We start from the raw sequence: 16,534 nt of genomic DNA, 5'->3' as shown, positions 1-16,534 counted from the left end.
CCTGCACCCTTGGCGCTTGATCCGGCGGCGGTGCGCCTCTATCTGTTGCCAACCCGACATTCCCACCGGAGCCAATTCCTTTGTCCGTTTTCAAGAGCCTGCCGACGCCGCCCGCCGCACCGAAAAAGCCTCTCTCCGATACGCGCCACGGCATTACCCGCACGGACGATTACGCCTGGCTGCGCGCCGACAACTGGCAGGCGATGTTCAAGGACCCGTCGATCCTCGATCCCGAGATCCGCCGGCATCTGGAAGCCGAAAACGCCTATATGAACGCGGCGATGGAGGACACCAAGCCGCTGCAGAAGGCGCTGTTTGCCGAGATGCGCGGCCGCATCAAGGAAGACGACAGCTCGGTGCCGATGAAGGACGGCGGCTATGCCTACGGCACGTTCTTTGTGACCGGCGGCGAACAGCCGCGCTATTTCCGCATTCCCCGCGACGGCGACGTTGCCGACGAGGCGATCCGCACCGTGCTGCTCGACGGCGACAAGGAGGCATCAGGCAAGGCCTATTTCCGCCTCGCCGGTCTCGACCATTCGAGCGACCACAGCCGCGGCATCTGGGGCTATGACGACAAGGGCTCGGAGTTCTTCACGCTGCAGGTGCGCGATCTCGCGACCGGCGAGGACCTTGCGGATCGAATCGAGAATACCGGCGGCGGCGGCGTCTGGGCGCCGGACGGCAAGAGCTTCTTTTATTCGGCGCTCGACGAGAACCACCGGCCCTCGAAGGTGTTCCACCACATTGTCGGCCGGCCTCAGTCTGAAGACCGCCTGGTTTATGAGGAAGCCGATGCCGGCTTCTTCATGGGCGTCGGCGGCTCGCTGCTCGACGACTTCATCTATATCGACATTCACGATCATGAGACGAGCGAATACCGGCTGCTGTCGACCAAGGATCTGACGGCCGAGCCGAAGCTGGTGGCGGCGCGCGAGGAAGGCATCGAATATTCGCTGACCGAGGGCGGCGACGTCTTCTACATCCTGACCAATGACGGCGGCGCCAAGGATTTCAAGATCATGGAAGCGCCGGTCGACAATCCGGTCAAGGAGAACTGGCGCGAAGTCGTCGCTCACAAGCCCGGCACGCTCATCATCAGCCACATGGCCTATGCCCGCCATCTCCTGTGGCTGGAGCGCAAGGACGGGCTGCCGCGGATCATAATCCGCGACCGGAAGACCGGCGAGGAACACGCGATCGCCTTTGCCGAGGAAGCCTATTCGCTGGGGCTTTCGGGCGCGGCGGAATACGACACGGATGTCATCCGCTTCTCCTACTCCTCGATGACGACACCGTCGCAGCTTTACGACTACAATATGGTGACGCGCGAGCGCACATTGTTGAAGACGCAGGAAGTGCCGTCCGGCCACAATCCCGATGACTATGTCACCCGCCGCGTCTTCGCCCCGGCCTGGGACGGCGAGACGGTGCCGGTCACCCTGCTCTATCGTCGGGATACGCCGCTCGACGGCAGCGTCCCCTGCCTGCTTTACGGCTACGGCGCCTACGGCATCACCATTCCGGCCGGTTTCAACACCAATTGCCTGTCGCTCGCCGATCGCGGCTTCGTCTATGCCATCGCTCACATCCGCGGCGGCAAGGACAAGGGCTTTGCCTGGTACGAAGACGGCAAGATGGACAAGAAGACCAACAGCTTCAAGGACTTCGTCGCCGCGGCCGACTATCTGAATCAACAGAAGTTCACCTCTTACGCGAAGATCATCGCCGAGGGCGGCTCGGCGGGCGGCATGCTGATGGGCGCCGTCGCCAACATGGCGCCGGAAAAGTTCGCCGGCATCATCGCCGCCGTTCCCTTCGTCGACGTGCTCAACACCATGCTCGACGACACCCTGCCGCTGACGCCGCCGGAATGGCCGGAATGGGGCAATCCGATCGAAAGCCGCGAAGAATACGAGCAGATCGCCGCCTATTCGCCCTATGACAATGTCGGCGCAAAACCCTACCCGCCGATTCTGGCGCTCGGCGGCCTGACCGACCCGCGTGTCACCTATTGGGAGCCGGCCAAATGGGTAGCGAAACTGCGCGACAAGACAACGGGCGAAGCGCCGATCCTGCTGAAGACCAATATGGACGCTGGCCATGGCGGGGCGTCGGGGCGGTTCCAGCGGCTGGAGGAGATTGCGTTCGAGTATGCGTTTGCGATCAAGGTGGCGGGGAAGATGTGAGGGAGTGGATTTGGTGGGGCTGAATGGGTGAGGCGTGCCGTGTGGCACCCCCCTCTGCCCTGCCGGGCATCTCCCCCACAAGGGGGGAGATCACAAGTGGCTTAACCTTGCCGTCCACCTAGTGTTTCGCCGTGCTGAACGCTGATTGTTTGGGGAAGCCATCGCCCCCAGCCAATCTCCCCACCTGTGGGGGAGATGCCCGGCAGGGCAGAGGGGGTGCCGCACGGCACAAGGTCAAGGGAGACAGAAATGCCCGTCTATATCGCCCTCCTCCGCGCCGTTAATGTCGGCGGCACCGGCTCGCTGCCGATGGCTGAAGTCAAGGCGATCTGCGAAGGTCTCGGCTTTACCGACGTGAAAACCTACATCCAGAGCGGCAATGTGCTGTTCCGCTCGGATGAAGCCGAGAAAACCCTTGAGGAAAAGCTCGACGAGGCGCTCGGACAGAAGATGGGCAAGCGCCCGGGCGTGATGGTGCGCAGCCGGAAAGAGCTCGACGCGATTGCCGCCAACGCGCCCTTCCCGGACGCCAAGCCGAACTTCCTGCTCGTCTATTTCCTGCCCGAAAAGCCGCCCGCCGATGCGCTTGATAAAATGGCGGCGCCCGATGGCGAGGAGGCGAAGCTCACCGGCCGGGAGATCTATGTGCATTATCCGAATGGATCCGGCCGCTCGAAGCTGAAGCTGCCGGCGCTGAAGCCCGGGACCTCGCGCAATCTCAACACCGTGCGCAAGCTCGCGGACATGGCGGCCGACATGGAGAACAAGGACTGAGTGCGACGCGCAGAATTTGATTCAAGCGACGCGCGTCAAGCCTTTGTTTCTCCAGGCACCTTCGTGCGTCTGGCCTTATAGCCGCTGATCTCCTCGCCTGCTGTCGGCGAGAAACGCAGGTTCCAGACGGTAGCGGTGATCGAGATGAGGGTGACGACGACGAAGGCGGCGGAGAAATCGCCGAGATCAGGCGTTTCGGTGCCTGACAAGGCCATGGAACCGTGCAGCGCCAAGGCCCCGATGCAGATTCCGAGCGACAACATCAGCTGCTGGAAAGTGGTGTAGAAGCTGGTGGCCGAGCTCATCCGCTCCTTTTCGATCTCGTCATAGGCGATGGTGTTGTAGGCGGTGAACTGGAACGACAGGAAAAAGGCGCTGAGCACCAGGACGACGAAGATCAGCGGCATCGGCCAATCCGGCCGAAAGGCGGCGCAGAGGGCATAACCAGCCGTGCCGAGGATGCCGTTGAGAACGAGGCTTCTGCGGAAGCCGAGCCGGCTGAAGACGAACCGCGCCATCGGCTTCATGGCGAGCGCGCCGAGCGCGGTGGCGATGACGATCTGGCCGGCTGCGGCGGCGGAAAGGCCGAAGCCGATCTGGAACAGCAGCGGCAGCAGGAAAGGTTGGGCGCCCTGGGTGATGCGCGTCAGCGAACCGGCGATAACGGAGGTGCCGAAGCTCGGCACCTTCATCAGTGAAAAATCCATGATCGGCGACGGATGCCGGCGGGCATACCTCAAATAGCCGATGCCGAAGAGCAGGCCGACAGCGATCAGGAAGATCGAGAAGGCGCCCTCGCCGTCATGGCTCGACATTTCGAAGCCGAAGAGCAGCGAGCCGAGCGAAATGCCCGAGAGGATGAAGCCGACCGTATCGAAGGGGCCGGTGGCCTTGCCTTTCACCTCGTCGATGTAGATCGAGACGAAGATCATGCCGATGATGCCGATCGGCACGTTGATGTAGAAGATCCAGCGCCAGTCGAGATAGGTGACGATGAAGCCGCCGAGCGGCGGACCGACGATCGGACCGATCAGCGCCGGCACCAGCAGCCAGGACATGGCGCTGACCATATCCTTGCGGGCGACGCTGCGCATCAGCACCAGCCGGCCGACCGGCATCATCATCGCGCCGCCCATGCCCTGCAGCAGCCGGGCCAGCACCAGGAAGGGCAGCGTCGGTGCGAGCGCACAGAGAATGGAGCCGATGACGAAGACCGCGATGGCGGCGCGGAAGACGGTGCGCGAACCGAAACTGTCGGCGATCCGGCCACTGGCCGGAATGAAGATCGCCAGGCTGAGGAGATAGGAGGTCAGTGAGATCGACATGGCCGGGGCGCTGACGGCGAAATCGCGCGCCATGGTGGGCAGCGCGGTCGCCAGCACGGTCGCGTCGATATTTTCCATCAGCATCGCACTCGCGACGATCATCGCGATCACCCGAAAATTGGGCGCGGCGCGCCGAACCATCGGCGCCTGGTAAATCTGATCCGACATCGTGCGGAATCACTCGCGGTGGCGCGGCGGAGCAGAGGAAGCAGCAAGGCCGCGGGGATGACATGGCGCAAGGCCAAGGGGAGACGATCTGCTATACGCCCGAGATCATGGCGGGGCTATGTCCTTTATGGCAAAGCAGCTTTGACGAGAGGTAAAAGCGGATCACGATTCCTTGCATCGGCGCGATCTGCGTGACGGCCGATGGATCCGGCGCGCAAGACCGGCTTGCGCGCGGGGCACCCCGACCCTACCTATGAACAATGACCTCGACCCCGCAGAAAATCCGGTCCGGTGCGGCCTTTCCGTTCGACAACAGCTATGTCGGCTTGCCCGAGCGCTTCTTTGCGCCGCAAACGCCGACGCCGGTGGCCGAGCCATGGCTGATCAAGCTCAATGAGCCGCTGGCCGCCGAGCTCGGGCTCGACGTCGAGGCACTGCGCCGCGACGGCGCGGCGATCTTTTCCGGCAATCTCGTTCCCGAAGGGGCCGAGCCGCTGGCGATGGCCTATGCCGGGCACCAATTCGGCGGCTTCTCGCCGCAGCTCGGCGACGGGCGGGCGATCCTGCTCGGCGAAGTGGTCGACCGCGACGGCAAGCGCTTCGACATCCAGCTGAAGGGCGCGGGGCCGACACCTTTTTCGCGTCGCGGCGACGGCCGGGCCGCAATCGGGCCGGTGCTCAGAGAATATATCATCAGCGAGGCGATGTTCGCGCTCGGCATTCCCGCCACGCGGGCGCTGGCGGCGGTGACGACGGGCGAACCGGTCTACCGCGAAGAAGTGCTGCCGGGTGCGGTCTTCACCCGGGTCGCGGCAAGCCATATCAGGGTCGGCACCTTCCAGTATTTCGCGGCACGGGGCGACACGGACGGTGTTCGGGCGCTCGCCGATTACGTGATCGAGCGGCACTATCCCGCGCTGAAGGAGACCGAGGCACCCTATCTCCGCCTGTTCGAGGCAGTTTCGGAGCGCCAGGCTGCGCTGATTGCCCGTTGGCTGCATGTTGGCTTCATCCATGGCGTGATGAACACCGACAATATGACGATCTCCGGCGAGACGATCGATTTCGGTCCCTGCGCCTTCATGGATGCCTATAATCCGGCAACCGTCTTCTCGTCGATCGACCAGCACGGCCGTTATGCCTATGCCAATCAGCCGGCCATCGGCCAGTGGAACCTTGCGCGGCTCGGCGAAACGCTATTGCCGCTGATCGATACCGAACCGGACAAGGCGGTCGACAAGGCCAATGCGGTGATCCGCGCCTATGGCGAGCGGTTCCAGGCGCATTGGCTGGCCGGCATGCGGGCAAAGATCGGCCTTGCCGGGCAAGAGGATGGCGATCTCGAGCTGGTTCAAGCGCTGCTCTCACTGATGCAGGCACAGGGCGCCGATTTCACCCTGGCCTTCCGGCGACTCTCCGATCTTGCCGGCAACGACGATGCAGAGCCTGCCTTTGCCGGGAGCTTCCAGGAGCCGGAGGCCTGTCGCCCTTGGCTCATGCAGTGGCGCGAGAGACTGTCGCGCGATCCGCAGACGCCGGTCGAACGCGCCGGCGCCATGCGCCGCGTCAACCCAGCCTTCATTCCCCGCAATCACCGGGTCGAACAGGCGATCGAGGCGGCGGTCGAGAACGGCGATTTCTCGCTGTTCGAGGCGCTGCTCACCGTGCTGTCGAAGCCCTACGAAGACCAGCCGGATTTGGCCGCCTATATGGAGCCGCCGAAGCCGGAGGAACGGGTGCTGCAGACTTTCTGCGGGACGTAAGCGGCTTCAATACAACCGTACCGTGACGCCCGGCTGCGGCAAATGCGGCCGTTGAAAGGCATCTCCCTCGCTCTATCTGCCTGACCGGCGGGCCTTTTCCCGCCGTTCCCACCCGGCTAACCCACGCGGGAGACAGCCTTATGGCGCTCGTCATCACCTCCATTCTCTTCATCATCATCGGGGTTGCGCTCGGCGGCGGCGGGCTCTGGCTCGTCACGCTCGGCGGCAGCGTCTTCTATCTGTTTGCCGGGCTGATGTTCCTCGTCACCGCAGCGCTGCTGCTGATGCGCAAGGCGGTGGCGCTCTGGGTCTATGCGGTGCTCGTCGTCGCCGCACTCGCCTGGGCGATCTGGGAGGTGGGATTCGACTGGTGGCAGCTGGGCCCGCGCGGCGGGGTGATCATTCTTCTCGGGCTCTGGCTGCTGACGCCCTGGATCCGCCGGCCGCTCGGCTTTCGCAGCCCAACCGGCATCGTCTACGGCGCCAATCCCTGGCCGCTCGCCGTGCCCGTCATTCTCGCCATCCTCGTCGCCGTCTATTCGATGACGACGGATCCGCATGATCTGGCCGGCGATCTGCCGAAGGATGCGGTCGCCGCCAATCCGGCTTTCGGCGGCAGCGTGCCGGATGGCGAATGGCACCAATATGGCCGCACGCCCTTCGGCCAGCGCTACTCGCCGCTCGATCAGATCAATGTCGGGAACGTCTCGACGCTGACGGAAGCGTGGCGATACCAGACCGGCGACGTCAAGCGGCCGGAGGATATCAGCGAGACGACCTATCAGGTGACGCCGCTCAAGGTGAAGGACACGCTCTATCTCTGCACGCCGCATAACTGGGCGATCGCGCTCGACGCCAAGACCGGCAAGGAGAAATGGAAATACGACGCCAATTCCGGCATGAACCCCAACCGGCAGCACCAGACCTGCCGCGGCGTCACCTATTACGCCGATCCTGATGTCGCCGCCGGCCAGCCCTGCGCCGAACGCGTGTATCTGCCGACTTCGGACGCCCGGCTGATCGCCCTCGATGCGGCCGACGGCAAGGTCTGCACCGGCTTTGCCGATCAGGGCGTGCTGCATCTGGAAACCGGCATGCGCTTCAATCCGGCCGGCTATTATTATTCCACCTCGCCGCCGGTGGCGGTGGCCGGCAAGATCATCGTCGGCGGGGCGGTGAACGACAATTATTCCACCGAGGAGCAATCCGGCGTCATCCGCGCCTTCGACATCAAGACCGGCGCCCTGATCTGGAATTGGGATTCCGGCAAACCCGACGTGACGACGCCGATCGCCGCAGGCCAGACCTACACGACCAACTCGCCGAACAGCTGGTCGGTCTTCAGCGTCGACGAGGCGCTCGGCATGGTCTACATCCCGCTCGGCAACCAGGTGCCTGATCAGCTCGGCATCAACCGCAGCGACAATGTCGAGAAATTCTCTTCCTCGATCGTCGCGCTCGATATCGCCAGCGGCCAACTGCGCTGGGTGCGCCAGACGGTGCATCACGACCTCTGGGACATGGACGTGCCGGCGCAGCCGGCGCTCATCGACCTGACCAAGCCTGACGGCAGCGTGGTTCCCGCCCTCATCGGCCCCACCAAGCAGGGCGATCTCTATGTGCTCGACCGGCGCAGCGGCGAGCCGATCATCCCGGTCAAGGAAATTCCGGCGCCCGGCGGCGCGGTCACGGGCGATCATACGTCGCCGACGCAGCCGATCTCCGACCTCACCTTCTCGCCCGAGCCGCTCAAGGAAAAGGACATGTGGGGCGTGTCGCTGTTCGACCAGCTCCTCTGCCGCATCGATTTCCACCGCTATCGCTATGAGGGCCGCTACACGCCGCCGTCGCTGAAAGGGACGATCGTCTATCCCGGCAATTTCGGCACTTTCAACTGGGGCTCGGTGGCGGTCGATCCCGAGCGGCAGATCATGTTCGGCATGCCGACCTATCTCGCCTTCACCTCGCGCCTGGTGCCGGCCGCCGACATTCCGCCGCGAGGCCAGGACGAGAAGGGCAGCGAACAGGGGCTGAACCGCAATGACGGCGCCCCTTACGGCGTCTTCATGGGCCCCTTCCTCGGGCCGATGCAGATCCCCTGCCAGGCGCCGCCATGGGGCTATGTCGCCGGCGTCGACCTGCGCACCGGCAAGATCGCCTATATGCACAAGAACGGCACCGTGCACGACATGACGCCGCTGCCGCTGCCCTTCAAGGTCGGCGTGCCGGGCATCGGCGGCCCGATGCTGACCAAGGGCGGCGTCGCCTTCCTCGGTGCTGCGGTCGACAATTACCTGCGCGCCTATGATGTGACCAACGGGCGGGAACTCTGGCGGGCACGCCTTCCGGCCGGCGGCCAGGCAACGCCGATGACCTATACGACCGACGACAACAAGCAATATGTCGTCATGGTCGCCGGCGGCCACGGCTCGGTCGGCACCAAGCCCGGTGATTATGTGATTGCTTATACGCTGCCGTGATGGCGAGGTCTCCTTCGCCGCATGCCTACTCCGGCAACCCCGCCATACGAAGGGCCTCTATATAGCGGTTGCGGTCATCCGGTCGCCGGAACGGTGGGAGAATGTCGGCGAGATTCGAAAGCCGAAGCGCCGGATCCAGCAGGCGCAGGCGCGCAATCGTTTCCCCTGCTTCCGCGCTCCGCCCGGCCATGGCTTGGCCGGCCGCCATCACGCGTATCGCGCTCGGGTAGTTTGGCTGGTGACGCAGGGATTTTGCCGCCCAGGCGGCGGCATCGTCGTAGTGACCGGCACAGAAGTGAGCCAGCCCGGTGTTGAATTGCCAGGCAAACAGGCGCGGATCCAAGGGGCTCAGGCGCATGGCGAGGGCGGCGTGTTCGATAGCAATGTCCGGCTCGCCCAGGCAGGCTCGCACCCAGCTGCTGACGCCGAGCGCAGCGCCCAGGTTCGGGTTGAGGAAGAGAGCGCGATCGATACAAGCCGCGCTGTCATCGAGGTCGCCACCGACATAACCGAGCACATATCCGCCGTAGGAGAGCGCGACTGCATCGTCCCAGCCGAGTTCAACGGCTCTTCTCGCCAGTCGGGTCGCTTCGGCAATCTCGCTGGCGGGATTGACCATCCAGCCATTGCTCTTGCGGGTCGCGTAGCAGCGCGCAGCCCGGGCATGGGCGATGGCAAAATCCGGATCGCGCTCGATCGCCTTCATGAACAGCCGCAAGGCCTCGTCGACGACCGATCTGTTGGTCACCGTCCGGTCGAAGGCCGCCAGCCCACGGAGATAATAGTCATAGGCGTCAAGGCTTTCGGTCGGCTTGCGTTTGGCGCGCTCGATCTCCGCCTCCTCCACCTTCGGGGTTATTGCGCCGACAATACTCGATGCGACCTGGTCCTGCAGATCGAACAGGTTCGCCAGCGTCCCGTCGAAACGGTCTGCCCAGAGATGCGCGCCGGTCGAGGTGTCGATGAGTTGTCCGGCGATACGAAGCCGGTCACCCGCGCGGCGCACGCTCCCCTCGACCACATAATCCACGTCCAGCTCGCGCCCGACCCGCTTTATGTCGACGGCCTGCCCCTTGTAAGTGAAGCTCGAATTGCGGGCGATGACATAGAGGTGGCGGAATTGCGCGAGAGCGATGGTGATATCCTCCACGATGCCGTCGGCAAAATATTCCTGTTCCGCATCGCCGCTCAAATTCTGAAACGGCAGCACCGCGAGGGATGGCCGATCATGATGTTTCGCCGGAGCGAAGAAGCTCTGCAGCGGCAACTCGATTGCGGGCGTGGCCCGCGGATCACCGGATCGCTGCCGCGGTTGCAGCGAGGCGGCCAGGGACGACGTCTCCGCTTCGGGTTCGACATCCAAATGCTTCTTCAGGAGAGCTCGGCAGGTCTCGAACTGGCGCAAGGCCATGTTCTCGTGGCCGCGGAGAGTGTGGATCCGCATCAGCGCCCTGTGGGCAGCCTCCGCCGTGCGGTCGGAGGCGAGAAGTCTCTCGGCAAGTCCTTCACAGGTCAACTCTTCCGCGGAGCCTGGTTCCAAGAGGGCAAGGCTCAAACGTTCCACGAGCTGCAGCGCCTTGCGCTGATATGTGCTCCGGTAAGGTGCGAACCACTCACCCAACTCATCCGGAATGGACTCGCCTTCAAGCAGGTCGCCGCGGTAGAGATCCGCCGCGGAGGCGAGATCTGCGCTCGAGCCCGTCCCCAGCTTCCGGTCGAAGAGTGAAATGTCGACTTCAGCAGGAGCGACAATCAGCGCCACGGTCTCCTGATCCCCTTCGATATAGGCGGTGGCGTCACTGCCTGCCGGGAACGACCGCCTGATATCGACCAGCGCCTGCCGCAAACTATTGCGGGCCTGCTCATCGCTTCGTGCCGGCCAGAAGACTTCGGAAAGCACCTCCCTGCGACAGCCGCGGCGGCCTGCCAGGGCCAGGGCCGCAAACAGCAGCGACGCCTTGCGCGTGGCGAAGCGGACTTGCCGGTCTTCTCCGGAGGTAACCTCGAGACCGCCTAGCAACCTGATGCGCACAGAAAGCCTCCAGCTTTGGACCGCCGCTGGCAGAATAACATTTGGGAAGACGGATTTAACACCGATTTAGCGGCGGCGTATCGAAGTTTTCTTCTCCTTTCACGCTCAGCCGAACAGGCCGAAAACGCCCGCATGGCAGATTTCCACCCACACATCACAGATGGGAGATCGGAAAATGGCCCATACGGAAACACAGACCATCGTCAGCGCGCCGACAAGGCGGATGGCTGGTCTCATGAACGTCATAACGATTTTGTTGGCTGCCCTGAGGACATGGCAACGGGCGGTCGCGAGTCGGAGACAATTGGCAGAGCTGACACCCTATCAGCTGAGAGACATCGGTCACCCGGAGGCCAATCGGCCGGTGCTCGACATCAAAGCGGGTCTGATCACGAACTTGATGTCGATGCGGTAATCGATTGCTGCTGAAGCGATTTCCGGCGTCACACCATCTCGGTGATCATCTTGCCGACTTCGGCAAAGATCGGGTTGAGATCCTTCACCGGCGCGGTCGCCTCGGCGATATAGACGGCCGCGACGATCGGGCCGCGGTCGGGCGGCCAGATGACGGCGATGTCGCCGAGGGAGCCGTTTTGGCCGGTACCCGTCTTGTCGCCGACCTTCCAGTCCTGAGGCAGGCCGGCCCGCAGCCGCTCCTTGCCTGTTGTGCTTGCCACCAGCCAGGCGATCAGTCTCTCCGAGGAGGGTTCGGCAAGCACTGAGCCGAGCGTCAGATTGCCAAGCGTATCGAGCATCGCGTCGGGTGCCGTCGTGTCGCGCGGATCCTCCTTCCGGCCTTCGTTCAGTGTCGGTTCGGTGCGGTCGAGACGGGTCGTGCCGTCGCCGATCGAGCGCAACCAGTCGGTCAGCGCCGGCGGGCCGCCGAAGCTCTCGAGCAGCAGGTTGCCGGCGGTGTTGTCGCTGACCGTCACCGCCGCCTCGCAGAGTTCGGCGATCGTCATGCCGTCGGTATCGGCGTGTTTTTCGCTGAGCGGCGAATAGTCGACGAGTTTGTCCCTGCCATAGGTCACCCGCCGCTCGAGGCTCTCCTGCCCTTTGTCGACGCGGGCAAGGACGAAGCCTGCGGCCAGCGCCTTGAAGGTGCTGCACATCGGAAAGGCCTCGCTGCCGCGATAGCCGAAGGAAATGCTCGTCTGGGTGTCGAGCACCGAGACGCCGAGACGTCCGCCGGTGCGTTTTTCCAGCGCGGCCAAGCGATGCTCGATATTGTCGTCGCCCTCCCCGGCAGTTTCCTGTGCATTGGCCGCAAGCGCCAGCGTGGACAGGCCCAAAGCAGGCAGGCAGAGTGCCGTGCCGATCAGCGTGCGGCGGGTAAGGCTGAGATCCATGAATTCCTCCGACGATTCGGAGAATAGAGCTAAGGACCGATTGCGGCGGCATCTCGTCCCCGCTGCAACTTGTTGTCAGCCGCTGCAACTTGTTGTCAGCCGCTGCAGCCTTGTTGGGTGGCGGCGATTTCGTGCTCCACCGCAGCCGATCAGGCGGCGCACGTGACCTCGACCGTCACATGCGACAATTCTTCCAGCGCTGAAAGCCGGCCCTTGTAGAAGGCCGGGTCGCGCGGCTGCGAGGTGACGACGGCGACGATTGCCGCATGATTGCCGGGGCCGACCTGCCAGACATGCAGATCGGTGATCCGATCCTCCTCGGTCTCGATCGCCCGGCGGATTTCGCTGGGCAGCGTCTCGCCTCCGGGCACGACGTCGAGAAGGACGCCGCCGGATGATTTCAGCAGGCTCCAGGACCAGTTGGCGATCACCAGGCCGCCAACGATGCCCATGATGGGATCGAGCCAGAGCCAGCCATAGAGGCTGCCGAGAGTGAGTGCCGCGATGGCGAGCACTGACGTGAGAGCATCGGCCATCACATGCAGATAGGCGGCGCGGATATTGTTGTCGCCGGTCTCGCCGTGGTGGGCATGGTCGCCGTGGCTGCCATGGCCGTGGTGATGCGCGTGGTGCCCATTCGCGTGCGCATGATGAGCATGCGCGGCATGACCGCCGCTCGCCAGCAGCCAGGCGCTGGCGAGATTGACGGCAAGGCCGATGACGGCGACGGCGATCGCCTGGGCAAAGCCGATCGGCACCGGATTGGACAGGCGCAGAAGGCTCTCCCAGGCCATCAGCAAGGCGATCAGGGCAAGGACAATGGCGCTGGCGAAGCCGGCGAGATCGCCGAGCTTGCCGGTGCCGAAGGTGAAGCGCGGATTGCGCGCCTGCCGGCGGGCAAAGAGATAGGCGAGCGCGGAAATCAAAAGAGCGCTGGCATGGGTGGACATATGCCAGCCATCAGCGACGAGGGCCATGGAGCCGTAGACGGTGCCGGCGGCGATTTCCGCCACCATCATCACCGTCGTCAGCGCAATCACCAGCCAGACACGCCGCTCATTGCGCAGATGATCGGCGCCGAGGAACACATGATCGTGTTCGAGGGTTTTCACTTCGACTTTCCCGATCCCGGCATTCATTCCCAGGGTCCTTCTCTCATCAGCGGATATAGGTTCTCAGCACTTCAGATATTTCTTCGACCGCCTCGCCCCGGGCTCTGTCGTCCTCGGCATTGAGCACGTGCTCGCGCAGGTGATCATCCAGAACCTCGCCAGTCAGCCCGGTCAGCGCGCCCCGAATGGAGGCGAGCAGTTGCAGGATTTCGCCGCAGGGGCGTTCAGCCTCGAGCGCCCGCTCGACTGCTTCGAGCTGCCCCTTCAGGCGGCTGACGCGGGCAACAAGCTTCTTCTTCTGCAGGCTGGTGTGAGACATCGCAGACCTTCGTGTAGCATAGGGGGGTATCCTATTGAGGCTCTCGGCTGGATTCAAGGGTCTGACATGTTTCAGCGTCATGCGCTCACGCCATTGACAAATGCCGCGTTTGCGGCGATGGATGCTCCATGATCAAAAACGTGCACCAGAGCCGCTCGTATTTTTGGCTGTACCTGTAAAGGGCGGCCGGACAGATCATATTGTCAACAAGCCGCCGTCAGGCGGCTTTGTTGTATCGGCAGCGTCCTGACGGCAGATTATCAAAGGACGCGAAGACCATGACCGAAATTGAAGACAGCGAAATCTCACTGATGCGCCCATCGGTAGTGACGATCCGCGCCGCCAAGCCGCGCGATCTGCCCGAGCTCAACGAGATGATCGCCCTGCTTGCTGCCCATCACGGCGATGCGGCCGCCGCGACGCCGGAGCAATTGGAGCGCGACTTGTTCGGCCCGCTGCCGTGGATCACCGCGCTTGTCGCCGAAACCGGCGAAGGGCTGATCGGCTATGCGATTCTCGTGCCGCTCTACAGGGCGCAGGAAGGCAAACGGGGCATGGACCTGCACCATCTCTTCGTGCGCGACGGCCATCGCGGCCACGGCACCGGCCAGCTGCTCGTCGACCGCGCCCGCGAGACGGCGCGCAATGCCGGCTGCGGCTACCTCTCCGTCAGCGCCGCGACCGGCAATGTGCTCGCCCACCGCTTCTACGAACAGATGGATTTCACGCCGAGGCCGGTGACCGGCATGCGTTACATGCAGTCGATCGCTTAACCGCGTTGCGGGTCTAAGTCTTTGTTGTTACGAGGAGATTTCATGCCTGACTTCAAACTCCATTGCTTTGCTCTCTCGGGGAACGCCTACAAGGTCGCCCTCTTCTTTGCCCTTGCCGGCATCGAGTGGGAGAGCATTTTCGTCGATTATCTCGGCGGTGAAACGCGAACCGAACAATGGCGAGAAACCATCAACGAACAGGGCGAGGCACCCGTGCTCGAACATGGGCAAACGAAGATCAGCCAATCGGGGGTCATTCTCGACTACTTGTCAGAGGTAACGGGGCAGTTTGGGGCGCAGACAGCCGAAGAACGGCGCGAGATCATGCGCTGGATCCTTTTCGACAACCATAAATTCACGAGCTATTACGCGACGTTGCGGTTCATCTACGGCCTTCAGAAGAGCGGCGAGACACCGGTCGTCGAGTTTTTGAGGCTGCGGGCCAAGGCTGCCTATGCAATTGTCGACGGCCACCTTGCCCACCGGGCCTTTATGGTCGGCAACCGGCTGACAATCGCAGACCTCTCCTTGGCAGGCTACGTCTTCATGCCGGAGGAAACCGGGATCGATCACAGCGCTTATCCGGCCATCGCAGCCTGGAAAGACCGGATCAGCAACATGCCCGGCTGGCGCCATCCCTATGATCTGATGCCAGGCCCCACCTCCCTGTAAAGAGGCGTCGGTTTTGCAAAGGTGCTAACGCCCCGGCACGGCCTTGAGATAGGCGGCGATCGCCTCGCGGTCGGCAGCCGGCAGGCGGGCGATGTTCTGCTGCACGTCGACCATCGAACCGCCGACGGAATCGAAATCGGGCGTGAAGCCGGTTTCGAGGTAGTTGGCGATATCCGCCGCGCTCCAGCTGCTTGTGCTCTTCGAAGCCGGGGTGATATCGGGGATGCGGCCCTTGCCTTCCGGATTGGGCGCGCCGGCAAGCCACTGATCTGCCTGGAAGCCGCCGAGCGCATTGCGCGGCGTGTGGCACTCGCCGCAATGGCCCGGGCCTTCGACGAGATATTGCCCGCGCTTGATCTTGTCATCGTTCTTGGCGAGCGCGACCCGCGGCTGATCATTGAAATAGAGGAATTTCCAGCCGCCGAGTGCAGGCCGGATGTTGTAGGGAAAGGGCAGTTCGTGCGGGGGCGCGACGTTGGCGCTCTTCGGCAGGGTCTTCAGGAAGGCGAAGAGATCGTTGACGTCCTTGTCGCTCATCCTGCTATAGGATCCATAGGGAAAGGACGGGTAGAGATGTTCGCCGCCGGGGCCGACGCCGCGCTTCATGGCGTTGCCGAACTGGGCGAGCGTCCAGCCGCCGATGCCGGCCTTTTCATCGGGCGAGATGTTCGGCACGTGGAAGGTGCCGAAAGGGCTCTTCAGCGCCAGACCGCCCGAAAGCGTCAGCCGGGCATCGCCTTCGGAACCGGGGGCCGAATGGCAGCTGACGCAGCCGCCCGCCCAGAACACCATCTGACCATTTGCCGGATCCGGCGCGCCGAGCCCGGCCCAATGGCTCTCCGGCAGCGGATCTGGCGCGGTGACGAGATAGAAAGCGCCGCCGCCGAGGACCGCGACGCCGATCAGACAAAGCAGTAACCGGATGAACCTGCGGACCATGCGCCGCCTCCCCTCTTGCCGACACCCGCGCCGGTCGATCCCACATAAGGCGATCCGCGCCGCCGGCAAGTCGGGCACGGATCGCCCTTGCTGGAATTGCTGTGGACGCCCTATCAGTCCTTTTTGATACGATAGGCCTTGTGACAGCCGCCGCAATTGGCGCCGAGGGTGTTCAGCGTAGCACCGACGGCGGCGGGATCGGCCGGAAGCTGCGCCAGCGCGGTCTCGGCATCGGCGGAGAGCTTCGCGGCGCGCGCCTTGAAGTCGTCCATGTTTTCCCAGACCTTCGGGCTGACCTCGGGATCGTTCATATCGCTGCCCGGCTTGAACTGATCGGGGAAAACCTTGGCCGTTGCGGCGATCGTCGTCAGCGCCGTCTTTACCGTCTCGGCATCATAGGGTTTCTCGCCCTTGGCAATGGCGGCCAGTGCGCCCGCCGAACCGCCGATCTTCTTCATGAGCGCAATGCGCGAATCATGGGTGCCATCGGCGGCGGTCACCGAACCGAAGGCTATTCCTGCCATCGCTGCGGCGGCAGCTACTGCTTTCCAATTCATTTGTTCCTCTCCAATTTTCTGAAGGCCAAGGCGGCCGCTGGCCAATCTGCACCGGGAGCATGACAAAATCCATGGCGCAAGA

The 16,534-nt window shown here is 63.5% G+C and carries 14 protein-coding genes; 7 read left to right on the top strand and 7 right to left on the bottom strand.

All coding sequences use genetic code 11. From position 1 onward, the window contains the following. Window positions 1-80: 80 nt before the first annotated feature. Window positions 81-2,189 carry a S9 family peptidase gene (locus Tal182_RS06815; protein WP_085858833.1) on the top strand — a complete coding sequence of 703 codons (2,109 nt, stop codon included), beginning with the start codon at window positions 81-83 and terminating at the stop codon, window positions 2,187-2,189. 249 nt (window positions 2,190-2,438) lie between these two features. Next, on the top strand, window positions 2,439-2,963 hold the full coding sequence (locus Tal182_RS06805; RefSeq protein WP_085860870.1) for a DUF1697 domain-containing protein: 525 nt from the start codon (window positions 2,439-2,441) through the stop codon (window positions 2,961-2,963). Window positions 2,964-2,998: 35 nt separating this feature from the next. Here the strand turns inward: Tal182_RS06805 and Tal182_RS06800 are convergent, their stop codons facing one another. Then, window positions 2,999-4,456, bottom strand: a complete 1,458-nt coding sequence (locus Tal182_RS06800) for an MFS transporter (protein WP_085858831.1) — start codon at window positions 4,454-4,456, stop codon at window positions 2,999-3,001. A 260-nt stretch (window positions 4,457-4,716) separates the two neighbouring features. On the opposite strand from Tal182_RS06800, the gene Tal182_RS06795 reads away from it, so the two are divergent. Beyond that, entirely contained in the window at window positions 4,717-6,219 is a 1,503-nt protein-coding gene (locus tag Tal182_RS06795; protein WP_085858829.1) for a protein adenylyltransferase SelO, read from the top strand. Window positions 6,220-6,359: 140 nt separating this feature from the next. Continuing rightward, the gene (locus Tal182_RS06790; protein WP_085858827.1) at window positions 6,360-8,699 is read left to right on the top strand and encodes a glucose/quinate/shikimate family membrane-bound PQQ-dependent dehydrogenase; all 2,340 of its coding nucleotides are present in this window, start codon (window positions 6,360-6,362) and stop codon (window positions 8,697-8,699) included. A 25-nt stretch (window positions 8,700-8,724) separates the two neighbouring features. On the opposite strand, the gene Tal182_RS06785 is transcribed toward Tal182_RS06790, so the two are convergent. Beyond that, window positions 8,725-10,731 carry a BTAD domain-containing putative transcriptional regulator gene (locus Tal182_RS06785; protein WP_085858825.1) on the bottom strand — a complete coding sequence of 669 codons (2,007 nt, stop codon included), beginning with the start codon at window positions 10,729-10,731 and terminating at the stop codon, window positions 8,725-8,727. Window positions 10,732-10,906: 175 nt separating this feature from the next. Between Tal182_RS06785 and Tal182_RS06780 the strand changes: the two genes are divergently transcribed. Next, complete coding sequence (locus Tal182_RS06780; RefSeq protein WP_064809906.1) at window positions 10,907-11,146, top strand: DUF1127 domain-containing protein; 240 nt, start codon at window positions 10,907-10,909, stop codon at window positions 11,144-11,146. A 28-nt stretch (window positions 11,147-11,174) separates the two neighbouring features. Here the strand turns inward: Tal182_RS06780 and bla are convergent, their stop codons facing one another. The 3 genes from bla to dmeR form a co-directional block, all read right to left on the bottom strand. Continuing rightward, the gene (gene bla, locus Tal182_RS06775) at window positions 11,175-12,080 is read right to left on the bottom strand and encodes a class A beta-lactamase (protein WP_085858823.1); all 906 of its coding nucleotides are present in this window, start codon (window positions 12,078-12,080) and stop codon (window positions 11,175-11,177) included. A 149-nt stretch (window positions 12,081-12,229) separates the two neighbouring features. After that, entirely contained in the window at window positions 12,230-13,219 is a 990-nt protein-coding gene (gene dmeF / locus Tal182_RS06770) for a CDF family Co(II)/Ni(II) efflux transporter DmeF (protein WP_085858821.1), read from the bottom strand. Window positions 13,220-13,238: 19 nt separating this feature from the next. Further along, entirely contained in the window at window positions 13,239-13,511 is a 273-nt protein-coding gene (gene dmeR / locus Tal182_RS06765) for a Ni(II)/Co(II)-sensing transcriptional repressor DmeR (protein ID WP_085858819.1), read from the bottom strand. A 278-nt stretch (window positions 13,512-13,789) separates the two neighbouring features. On the opposite strand from dmeR, the gene Tal182_RS06760 reads away from it, so the two are divergent. Next, on the top strand, window positions 13,790-14,284 hold the full coding sequence (locus Tal182_RS06760) for a GNAT family N-acetyltransferase (RefSeq protein WP_064801253.1): 495 nt from the start codon (window positions 13,790-13,792) through the stop codon (window positions 14,282-14,284). A 42-nt stretch (window positions 14,285-14,326) separates the two neighbouring features. Beyond that, window positions 14,327-14,956: a glutathione S-transferase gene (locus Tal182_RS06755; protein ID WP_064809903.1), complete on the top strand. Its 630-nt coding sequence runs from the start codon at window positions 14,327-14,329 to the stop codon at window positions 14,954-14,956. A 24-nt stretch (window positions 14,957-14,980) separates the two neighbouring features. On the opposite strand, the gene Tal182_RS06750 is transcribed toward Tal182_RS06755, so the two are convergent. Further along, the gene (locus Tal182_RS06750) at window positions 14,981-15,895 is read right to left on the bottom strand and encodes a cytochrome c (protein WP_064801243.1); all 915 of its coding nucleotides are present in this window, start codon (window positions 15,893-15,895) and stop codon (window positions 14,981-14,983) included. A gap of 113 nt (window positions 15,896-16,008) precedes the next feature. Further along, entirely contained in the window at window positions 16,009-16,452 is a 444-nt protein-coding gene (locus tag Tal182_RS06745) for a cytochrome c (RefSeq protein ID WP_085858817.1), read from the bottom strand. Window positions 16,453-16,534: the final 82 nt, after the last annotated feature.

The organism is Rhizobium sp. TAL182, from assembly GCF_002117725.1.
Taxonomy (GTDB): Bacteria; Pseudomonadota; Alphaproteobacteria; order Rhizobiales; family Rhizobiaceae; genus Rhizobium; species Rhizobium esperanzae.
This window is presented reverse-complemented; position numbering and strand designations above follow the sequence as displayed.

What these genes read in the sequence shown, in the direction of transcription:
- Tal182_RS06790 (WP_085858827.1), top strand. Translation starts at nt 6,360, where the DNA reads ATGGCGCTCGTCATCACCTCCATTCTCTTCATCATCATCGGGGTTGCG.
- Tal182_RS06795 (WP_085858829.1), top strand. Translation starts at nt 4,717, where the DNA reads ATGACCTCGACCCCGCAGAAAATCCGGTCCGGTGCGGCCTTTCCGTTC.
- Tal182_RS06750 (WP_064801243.1), bottom strand. Translation starts at nt 15,895, where the DNA reads ATGGTCCGCAGGTTCATCCGGTTACTGCTTTGTCTGATCGGCGTCGCG.
- Tal182_RS06755 (WP_064809903.1), top strand. Translation starts at nt 14,327, where the DNA reads ATGCCTGACTTCAAACTCCATTGCTTTGCTCTCTCGGGGAACGCCTAC.
- bla (WP_085858823.1), bottom strand. Translation starts at nt 12,080, where the DNA reads ATGGATCTCAGCCTTACCCGCCGCACGCTGATCGGCACGGCACTCTGC.
- Tal182_RS06745 (WP_085858817.1), bottom strand. Translation starts at nt 16,452, where the DNA reads ATGAATTGGAAAGCAGTAGCTGCCGCCGCAGCGATGGCAGGAATAGCC.
- Tal182_RS06760 (WP_064801253.1), top strand. Translation starts at nt 13,790, where the DNA reads ATGACCGAAATTGAAGACAGCGAAATCTCACTGATGCGCCCATCGGTA.
- Tal182_RS06800 (WP_085858831.1), bottom strand. Translation starts at nt 4,456, where the DNA reads ATGTCGGATCAGATTTACCAGGCGCCGATGGTTCGGCGCGCCGCGCCC.
- dmeF (WP_085858821.1), bottom strand. Translation starts at nt 13,219, where the DNA reads ATGAATGCCGGGATCGGGAAAGTCGAAGTGAAAACCCTCGAACACGAT.
- Tal182_RS06805 (WP_085860870.1), top strand. Translation starts at nt 2,439, where the DNA reads ATGCCCGTCTATATCGCCCTCCTCCGCGCCGTTAATGTCGGCGGCACC.
- Tal182_RS06780 (WP_064809906.1), top strand. Translation starts at nt 10,907, where the DNA reads ATGGCCCATACGGAAACACAGACCATCGTCAGCGCGCCGACAAGGCGG.
- dmeR (WP_085858819.1), bottom strand. Translation starts at nt 13,511, where the DNA reads ATGTCTCACACCAGCCTGCAGAAGAAGAAGCTTGTTGCCCGCGTCAGC.